This window comes from Lysinibacillus sp. GbtcB16, from assembly GCF_019091145.1.
Taxonomy (GTDB): domain Bacteria; phylum Bacillota; class Bacilli; order Bacillales_A; family Planococcaceae; genus Lysinibacillus; species Lysinibacillus fusiformis.
Window position 1 is genome coordinate 1 of the sequence record NZ_JAGXJV010000820.1, and the last position, 240, is coordinate 240.

Consider the following 240-nt stretch of genomic DNA (forward strand, 5'->3'; position numbering starts at 1 on the left):
TACAGCAACTATTCAATTTAGCTATTTCACCAATGAATGCTTATCGTGCAATTCAACAAGAGGGTATCGACCAAAACGAATTCGTTGATGACAAAGTAGATATATGGACCGTCTTACTTGGCACATGGCTAGGTGGATTATGACAGCTTACCAATCATCAAAATTTGAAATCATTAGAACCACTCTTACAACAGGCAATAACGATTTTCTTAAAAGAAATTAAAAAAGGTGGGATTTAAA

The 240-nt window shown here is 34.6% G+C and carries 1 protein-coding gene; it reads left to right on the top strand.

Going from position 1 to position 240, the window contains the following annotated elements:
* The coding region (locus KVT27_RS26935; RefSeq protein ID WP_305799948.1) for a TetR family transcriptional regulator C-terminal domain-containing protein at positions 1-143 on the top strand (143 nt) is incomplete at its 5' end.
* Positions 144-240 lie beyond the last annotated feature (97 nt).